The organism is Acinetobacter sp. YH01018, assembly GCF_013420295.1.
In the GTDB taxonomy this organism is placed as follows: Bacteria; Pseudomonadota; Gammaproteobacteria; order Pseudomonadales; family Moraxellaceae; genus Acinetobacter.
In genome coordinates this window covers 1-8,639 of record NZ_VOYL01000073.1, presented here as the reverse complement: position 1 = coordinate 8,639, position 8,639 = coordinate 1, and the positions used below count along the sequence as shown (strand labels likewise).

The following is an 8,639-nucleotide window of genomic DNA, read 5'->3' as shown; positions in this document are numbered from 1 at the left end:
AGTACCAGCGTACGGCCCACAGAATGATGTCACGCTGAAAATGCCGGCCTTTGAATGGGTTCATGTGCAGCTCCATCAGCAAAAGGGGATGATAAGTTTATCACCACCGACTATTTGCAACAGTGCCCGTATTGTAGAGATTAAGAAGTTTTTAGCGAATCATAAAAAGACTACCTTAAATGATGTAGCTACTATTACTTTAATTAATCCTTCAACCTTTAAACGTATTCCTTTAGCTTCAGAAAAAGTAGCTGCTGGTTTCCCCTCTCCCGCACAAGATTACATTGATAAAACTTTAGACATGAATGAACACCTTGTGAAAAATGAAGCTGCAACATTTGTTGTCAAAGTAGCTTCTCTTTCCATGCGTGACGCAGGCATTGAAATTGATGACGAGCTTTTAGTGGATCGTAGTCTTGAAGCTAAACACGAAGATATTGTTATTGCTTTAATTGACAATGAGTTCACCGTTAAGCGGTTAATGATTGAAGGTGATAAGTGTTGGCTTAAAGCTGAAAATCCAGATTATGACGATATTCACCTTAATGATTGCCAAGAATTATTAATATGGGGTGTAGTGACCTTTGTCATTAAGCCATTTAGGAAACATAAATAATCTAATCCTATTGGTCTAATCTACATGGAAAATCAAAATAAGATTTTTGCTTTGGTAGACATTAATAACTGTTATGTAAGCTGTGAACGTGTCTTTAATCCAAGCCTGAATAATAAGCCAGTAATCGTATTATCTAATAATGACGGTTGTGCTGTGGCTCGTTCACAAGAAGCTAAAGACTTAGGAATAAAGATGGGTGTACCTCTTTTTCAACTCAAGGAGCTTGTAGAGCAGCACAATATTACAGTCCTTTCGAGTAATTATGCTCTATATGCGGAAATGTCCCGCAGATTTATAAAAGTCCTAGCTGAATTTGTTACACCTCAAGAACAAGAAATTTATTCGATTGATGAATGCTTTTTAGATCTAACTGCTTATGCTTCAAATTATGATCTAACTGCTTATGCTCATTTAATTCTGGATCGGCTCTCACGTTGGCTAGGTTTGCCGGCCTGTATTGGAATTGGACGGACTAAAACAGAAGCAAAAATGGCTAATCATATCGCTAAAAAGAATAGTTATTTAAAAGGTGTATGTAACCTTGTTTCAATGGACTATTGTTCGATTGAGGGCTTATATCAATCTATAGAAGTTAGTGAAGTATGGGGGATTGGTAGAAAGCATACTAAAAAGCTGAATAGCCTAAGCATTAATACAGTTCTAGATTTTGTTTGTGCTTCACCCTTAATGATTAGAGATCAATTCTCTGTAGTCATGCACAGAACTCTATTAGAATTACAGGGAATTTCTTGCATTGAAATTGAGCAAAGTCCTAAAGCAAAAAAACAAATAATAGCAAGCCGTTCCTTTGGCCAGAAAGTTTATAGCTGTGAGGATCTTAAAGAAGCGATTACGCTTTATGTTCAGGATGCCGTAAGCCGTTTAAGAAGTGAAAATTTACTATGTGGCTGTATTATTAGTTTTGTTCAATCTAATCCATTTGATACTTCTGAGCCTTTTTATAATAAATCTTTGTCTTACGCTTTACCCGATCCATCAGACAATAGTTTATTACTTTCTAAAATTGCTACCTCAATGGTTGATCAGCTATACCAAAAGAATATTGGATTTAAAAAATGTGGAGTTATCCTCACTTGTCTTGAACCTAAAGCCACTCATATTTATGACTTATTCACGGACATGAACAAGATAGAATCAAGTAATAAACTTATGGATTCACTCGATGATATACAGAATAAATTTGGTAAGAGAAAAATAGGATTAGGTGCCAGTATGCTACCTGATAGAAATTGGAATATGTCACGTAATAAGCTGTCTCCCAATTACTTTAAATGGGATCAACTTATGAGTGTTAAATAATTAGTCATGACTAAGATAATTTTTTTGCATGTGACTTGCCACCTGGCTAAAAGGAATAACAGGAATTGAAATTAAAATATGCAGCGTTTATAGCTCTTTTAATAGTAGTGTCTGTTATGGCCTTTAAACAGGTTTATAACCCTTACTTTGATCAAGATAAAGAAGTAAAGACGTTTAGCTTTAATGGAAAAAAATTAACGGCTCTGTACCTATATAGGGAGCATGATCAAGAAATAGGTTTTAAAGAAAATCCTTCATTAAAGCCTTTAGTCTTTACGTGGAAAAAGCCGATTTATACCTGTTTTAATATGGTCAATGTACCTTATGACTTAGAGATATTTTTCTTTAATACAGATAAAAAAATTATTGGATCGGCTGTAATGGAAAAGTTTTCCAAAAAGCAGTATTGCCCCAAAGAAAAGATTCAATTTGCATTAGAAAGAATAAAAACTTAGATTTTTCAATCTAGTCTTTAGTATCTTTAAAATTGTTTGAATAGTAACTATATGGATAAAGAGTATAAAATATGTCTTTAATGTCGATACTGAAATCTTCAGATCCTAAGTGCAAGGAAGTAAAAGAAATTATAAAAAGTGTCGCACCCCAAAAAAAAGATTTCAAAACTTACAGTGGTATTCCTCCTTTTACTAATTATGAAGTTATGAGTGAACATAAATTAACGAGTAGTTATGATTCAGGCTTGGTTGGTACAGCATTTGACTACTTATCTAAAATAATTTGTGCGTACTACACGAATACTGAATTGAGTGCTAAGGAATTTGAGCAACCTAAAATTATCAGCTTTCTAGAGGAAACGAAAAATAAAAGCATTTTGGTATTGTATAAAAAAATTCAAAATCACATAGATTTTCTACTAGCTAATAAATCAAACGATTTAGAACTAAATGAAGAATTTATTGGTGGAATTATTCTTTTGGCTAAATTAGAAAATCTATGGCGATCTGGATTTCTACCAGTAGCAACAAAGAAAGACATACTAAAACCAACGGAGAACGTGGTTTACGAAGATATATCTTCCCTAGTCAAAAATTTTGATAATGTATTCATTAAGAATGGTCTTATTAAGCCTGATAGTCTGATCACATACAATCCCAGATATTCTGCAAATATCCGTGTTGCACTAGGGGGGATAGATGCAGATATTTGTATTGATGAAACACTATATGACTATAAAAGTACAAAAAATCATGGATTTATGATTAAAGACAGTATGCAGATCACATCGTATTACTTATTCTATTTAATGGATCGAATTATGTCGTCAACAGTGCAGATGCAACGACACAGAATAGAACGAATTGCATTATATAAAGCGAGATTTGGCCAAATTGAATATTTTGATGTTAAGCATATACCTGAAAAAGATTTAAAATATGCAATTTTTGAGCTTAATAGGATGTTTAAATTAGGTATGCCCGCTCAGAAAATTAAGGATTTTTAAAGGGCACTAAAGCACAGTATTGCGCCTTATCCTTCCCTTATATTATTAACGGTCTTGCTCTTTCCCCTTGTTCTTTCCGTGTTGAAGATCTAGCTTATTAGGTTGAATCTGTGGCTGTGGCGTTGGTTTTTTCACTTCTACCTGTTTCCGTAAATAGTCCACTAGATCAACTGCTAGTTTTCTATCTTGCGGATCTGGTGACTGTGATAGAGCTTTAGTAATTTCCTTGTAATGCGTCAATGCTTCTTTTTCTTGCTGTTTAGCTTTCTGGACACGTTCTGGACTTGCCTTATTTTTACCATATCGCTTAAACGATTTGCCCTGCTCTTTCATTTGTTTAACTGACTGCTTATCACTTCTATTTTTTTGAAGCCTAGCTATACGTTTTGTCGCATTCGCTTCAATCCCTCTGGATCTTAATTTTTCAGCAAAACTTTCTCGCCATTCCTGAAGATCAGCCTTCCTGATATTTAACCGATCACCTTTTTCAGAAACAGCTTTAACAACAACATGCACATGCGGGTTTTCACTTGGATCTTTTGAAGGGTCATTGGTAAAGGTATGCTGCACCATCATATATTTATGGTCTTTAAAATGTTCCTCTGCAAATTCTTTTGCAGCATCATAAACGCCTTTTTCATCCGTACCTTTCGGCATAGATAACACAATATTAAAAGCCTGCTTATATTTAGATTCTTCATCAGAAATAGGTGTACCTGACATTTGCCAATCTTCAGCAGTATCTTCTATATCATCCTTACCATTAACTTTATTTCCGTCCTGATCAATTCCCTCTAATTGCCCATTCCGTGTGATATATCCCATGTGGGCTTTCACCTTCCCCATAGAATTACCTCCACCAGTAACCTTGACCATTACTTCAGGGGTCTTTTTACTGATTCTATTTAAAGTTGCCTTAACGCTATTTGGAGATGATTTAGGGGCTGATTTAGCTGAATGGCCAGATCCATTTTTAGGCTTAGACAGATCATTTAAAAAAGTATCTAAACTTTGGGTCTGATTAACACGCTTAACTTTAGATCCGTTAAGTAGCTGCTCACCATGAGCAAGCAAAGTGCTTTGCACTTCTCTGGTAGTCTTACTGCTTCCGTTAGCCATTATTCCCACCTCTTTTTATTGCGCTCTAATAGAGTGAAAACATGCCTAACTTGAGCTTTTACTAGCTGATGTACTCGCTCGACAAATTCTCTATCGTAAGATTCATAAATACCCTGATTCATATTCTTAGCCATTTGGTTTAGGTTTCTACCAATCGCCAAAAGCTGACTATTTGATTCGCCAAGTTTAAGAGCTTCTTCCTGGCTAAAGAATATTGAATCTTTTGTGACATTAGCTGTTAAAACCGAAATGATATATTGATTCGGTTTCATGCCGATCTGTGCTGCTTTCTCATTAATGGCTTTCATCAAACTTGGTTTAAGCCGTAATTCTTTGCGTGATGTTTTTTCAAATACATCTATAACGTCTTGCGTTTTTTCTATTTCAGATAACTTTTCCTTGATCATTTTTTTGATCAAGTCGTCTGGATCTACTTCTTCAAACTTAGCTAACTGATAGATTTTTTCGGTTAAGTCCTTTTCCAGATTCAAGGAAAAATCTTGTCCTGAAAAGTTAGGATCATTCTCTTTTTGATAAGAAAGTTCTAACGCTTTTTGGAAAGGTGCGCCTTTCTTAATTCCCTGTTTTTCACACTTTGCTTCCCACCAATCAAGCACTGCCCGATCAACTCTGAAAAAGATTTTATTGTCTTTAGTCATGATTAATTCCATAAGCAAAGTAATATTTTGCTTATCCCATTCTATCAACTGGGTGACAAAATGGCAATTTTAACGGCTACTGCCTATCCTGCCCTAGATTATATATCTTCTTTTTTTCCCTCTTTTCTCCTTAGTCATGACTAAGGGTAATCAAGCTAGGTGGTCGGGAAAACCCGCCCAAAAAAAGACCTTGCATTAGCAAGGTCTTTTTCCATTGGTAGGTTTAGGCTTCTTGTAAATACTCGATTTCAAGGCTGCTGCAATCTACGGATACCTCTGTTCCATCTTCGTATTTGATCCATGCAAAACCCAAAGAAGAAGGCTTTTTATTAAGCATCAGGTTCGCTTGTCTGCCGTCATGAATAACAACTAAAAGCGGTTTTTTGATTTTGTCTGGATCTTCTTCTTTAGCTTCTGGCTGCTCTTTCTGGTTCGATTGATCCATCAGTTTTTTAACTTCAAGTTCTTCAGTCGCTTCAGCTTGATCATTCCCATTAAAATTGAAAGATTCATTATCATCAATAATAGCGGTTTGCTCTTGGCTTTCTTGCGCCTGTGGTTCTGATTCTGGATCTGCTTCAGTCGCTTCAGCTTGCTTAGGTTCTTTTAACTTTTTAGATAGAGCCTGTACTTTCGATCTGATAATGTCTTGACCATTCTCTAAAGATTCATCCACCCAAGCGTTTACTTCTTCAGGGAATGATTCCCAAAGTTTGCGTAAGTCATACAAAGTCTTTGGAGATTTAAAACCTGCATCATAAGCCTTAGATAAGCACTCTGGCATATCCACTAAAGCTAGGTGAGTAGAAATAAAAACAGGATCTTCATTTAACTTTTTAGCGATTACGTTTTTCTTCTCGCCTTGCTTAATTTTCTTTTGGATGAAAAGTGCAAGCTCAATAGGTGAATGGTTAAGGCGTTCTTTATTCTCCGGTGGTGTTTCAAAAAGTATGCTGGCATTAAACGAATCCATTATTGATATAAAAGAACACTAAATCAAAGGCTTTGAAATGATTTTCAAGCTTTTTGGAGAAGTTGCAGCTTCTCCTAAAGCCTCGCCTGATTCGATGCCGTAATCGACAATTATTGCCTTCTATACCCACAGTGAAAAATTTACCAATCAACTGTTTGCATTCTTTAAAGGTCGTAACAAAGCTATCCCAATGGTCACTTGATATACATGTATAGCTTACACCTAACTGCTTCAATTTTAATTTAAGTCGTTTTGCAGTGGCTAAATCTCGGTTACCCCATACATAAGCAACAATTTCACCTGTTTCTCGATGATAGGCATAAATTAGCCATTGTTTATTTTGCTTATGACCAACAAAAGTCCAAAACTCATCTACTTCAAGGGTTTCATAATGACTTTGCTGTGCTCGAAGTTGATATTTTGATTGGCTAAGTGTCCGTAGAACTTTACCGATACTTACTCTTTCAATTTCTGCTATATCCCTGACACCACTGCCTCGCACCATGAGGTGTAATATTTTGGTTTTGATACCTGAGTGACAGCCTTGATAACTGAGAGCATGATCACCAATAAATTGACGTCTGCATATTTTACATTGGTAATTTTGCTTACCATCTACTTTTGTGCCATTTTTCTTTATACTGTCACTTAGGCAGGCTGGACACTTGATTTCTAGAGTTATTCGCATTTCTCTATTTTATCAAAATCCAACCTGCTTTTTTTCAGCATACTTTTTGAAACACCACCAACAATTTATGTCCACGCCACGTTCTGCGGCTTCGAGGGCTAGTTTTTGTTGAACCACTGAGAACAAGGACAACAAACTGCCTACTATATTTTCCCGGAGAGTGGTGTAGGAACTTTTTCATTATTGCTAATCATATCAGCGACAACATCAGCAACGAGCTCCTCTATTCCTGAGAATGCTTTAGACTGATCCGCATCAAGCCAAGACAATGATGGAAACTCAGCACACAACCCAACATACTCATTATATTCTGCTGACCATGTAACACGGCAAGTATATTGTTTACTATCCATTTGAAACCCCATAATGTTTTAAGTCTATGTATAAAAGTACGATTTTCACTTAGCAGTACTTAAATAATCACCCCACCACTGCATCATTTCAGTCCGCTGGGCTAAATAGTCAGCGTGATTATAGCTGGCACGGGTACGGTTCTTATCAATATGTGAAAGTTGTGCCTCAATCCAGTTATCCTGGAACAAACCTGAGTCATTCAAAATGGTACTAAAAGTGGAACGTAGTCCATGAGAGGATAATTGATGTTTTCCATAGCCCATCTTACGTATAGCCATATTTAATGTATTAAAATGAATCGGTTGATTATGTTTCCGTGGGCTAGCAAAAATGTACTTTTCACCGTATGACCATTGCATGACGTCTTTTAAAATATCTAAAGCCTGATCTGAAAGTGGAACTAAGAAGTCGGGAATCTCATGGCCTAATATGACTTTTCGTCGAAACTGTTTAATATGCAAGGCAGGTATTTTCCAGATTTTTTCATTTAAATCAAAATGATGAGGCTCAGCCAATAACAATTCAGCCCCTCGCACGCCAGTATGTAATTTGAACAGCAGTGCTTTTTTAATAATCGGATGGGCATCCAATTTTAATAAATTTTTCTTAAAATCTGATATATCCTCCGCTTTCAAATACGGATAATTCTTCTTGATTTTACTGTTAATGGCGATTTTATTTAAACCATGCGCGATGTTGAATTCACAATAACCCATCGCTACAGCGTAGTCATAAATTTGGTTCAAATAACTACAAGCTTTCTTGACAGGTTCTTTTACTTGGCGTCCCTCTATTTTTTTGATTACTGAAACCAGGTCATAACGCTTGATGTTTTGAAAAGGTAAATCCTGAAGGTCTGGATAAATATCTTGCTGTAAACATCTTTCTGCTAACTGTAGTACACCGCAGCGGGGTGAATCATTAAATGCATTTTTCAGTTTGAACTGCAGCCACTCCTCCCCTACCTTACGAAAGGTGATGACATTAGAGACAGTATCATACTCAAAACAATAATTATTGTCTTTAAAGTCATCTTTGACTTGTCGTGCCTTTTTCAGCGATAAATCAGGATAAAGCCCCAACTGAATGCGGCGACGTTTTTTTGTTTGTGGATCTGTATAGCGATAGCACCAAGATTTTCTTCCAGTCGGCTCAATCTTCAGGCTAAGTCCATCTTCATCGGATAAAAAACAAGTTTTTTCCTTGCAATGAGCTTGGCGAACTTTAATTTCAGTAAGACTCATGAAATTTAAATGAAACCTATCAGCGGATTGACGAGATCCATTATATCAAAATAGAAGAAAATATATATGATGCGTACACTACGCATCATATATATTTGTAATATATTGTTTTATATATTTAATATTTTAAGTATTTGTATTTTAGTAACCATTATAAGTACCACCTCTTCTTTAAGTTCCCAACAACTCACTTTTTCTGTCATC

10 protein-coding genes are annotated in these 8,639 nt (G+C 35.9%); 4 read left to right on the top strand and 6 right to left on the bottom strand.

Going from position 1 to position 8,639, the window contains the following annotated elements; genetic code table 11:
* The first annotated feature begins 88 nt into the window (after positions 1–88).
* From FTT83_RS14930 to FTT83_RS14915, 4 genes are all read left to right on the top strand, one after another.
* Positions 89–616 (top strand): LexA family transcriptional regulator, encoded by a 528-nt coding sequence (locus tag FTT83_RS14930; protein WP_180041311.1) that lies wholly within the window; start codon positions 89–91, stop codon positions 614–616.
* A gap of 24 nt (positions 617–640) precedes the next feature.
* On the top strand, positions 641–1,936 hold the full coding sequence (locus tag FTT83_RS14925; protein WP_180009810.1) for a Y-family DNA polymerase: 1,296 nt from the start codon (positions 641–643) through the stop codon (positions 1,934–1,936).
* A 116-nt stretch (positions 1,937–2,052) separates the two neighbouring features.
* A complete protein-coding gene (locus FTT83_RS14920) occupies positions 2,053–2,391 on the top strand; it encodes a DUF192 domain-containing protein (RefSeq protein ID WP_180009812.1) in 339 nt (112 codons plus the stop codon).
* Positions 2,392–2,462: 71 nt separating this feature from the next.
* On the top strand, positions 2,463–3,398 hold the full coding sequence (locus FTT83_RS14915; RefSeq protein WP_015060294.1) for a hypothetical protein: 936 nt from the start codon (positions 2,463–2,465) through the stop codon (positions 3,396–3,398).
* 45 nt (positions 3,399–3,443) lie between these two features.
* Here FTT83_RS14915 and FTT83_RS14910 read toward each other — a convergent pair whose 3' ends face one another.
* The 6 genes from FTT83_RS14910 to FTT83_RS14885 form a co-directional block, all read right to left on the bottom strand.
* The gene (locus tag FTT83_RS14910) at positions 3,444–4,517 is read right to left on the bottom strand and encodes a relaxase/mobilization nuclease domain-containing protein (protein ID WP_104516576.1); all 1,074 of its coding nucleotides are present in this window, start codon (positions 4,515–4,517) and stop codon (positions 3,444–3,446) included.
* Positions 4,517–5,176, bottom strand: coding sequence for a plasmid mobilization relaxosome protein MobC (locus FTT83_RS14905; RefSeq protein ID WP_180041309.1), 660 nt, complete (start codon positions 5,174–5,176; stop codon positions 4,517–4,519). The genes FTT83_RS14910 and FTT83_RS14905 overlap by 1 nt, the downstream gene beginning before the upstream one ends.
* Before the next feature lie 223 nt (positions 5,177–5,399).
* Complete coding sequence (locus FTT83_RS14900; protein WP_227607606.1) at positions 5,400–6,149, bottom strand: transcriptional repressor KorB C-terminal beta-barrel domain-containing protein; 750 nt, start codon at positions 6,147–6,149, stop codon at positions 5,400–5,402.
* Positions 6,136–6,837, bottom strand: coding sequence for an IS1 family transposase (locus FTT83_RS14895; protein WP_004282341.1), 702 nt, complete (start codon positions 6,835–6,837; stop codon positions 6,136–6,138). The genes FTT83_RS14900 and FTT83_RS14895 overlap by 14 nt, the downstream gene beginning before the upstream one ends.
* Positions 6,838–6,980: 143 nt before the next feature.
* Positions 6,981–7,202, bottom strand: coding sequence for a hypothetical protein (locus tag FTT83_RS14890; RefSeq protein ID WP_001986288.1), 222 nt, complete (start codon positions 7,200–7,202; stop codon positions 6,981–6,983).
* A gap of 33 nt (positions 7,203–7,235) precedes the next feature.
* Positions 7,236–8,435: an integrase arm-type DNA-binding domain-containing protein gene (locus tag FTT83_RS14885; RefSeq protein ID WP_159138898.1), complete on the bottom strand. Its 1,200-nt coding sequence runs from the start codon at positions 8,433–8,435 to the stop codon at positions 7,236–7,238.
* Positions 8,436–8,639 lie beyond the last annotated feature (204 nt).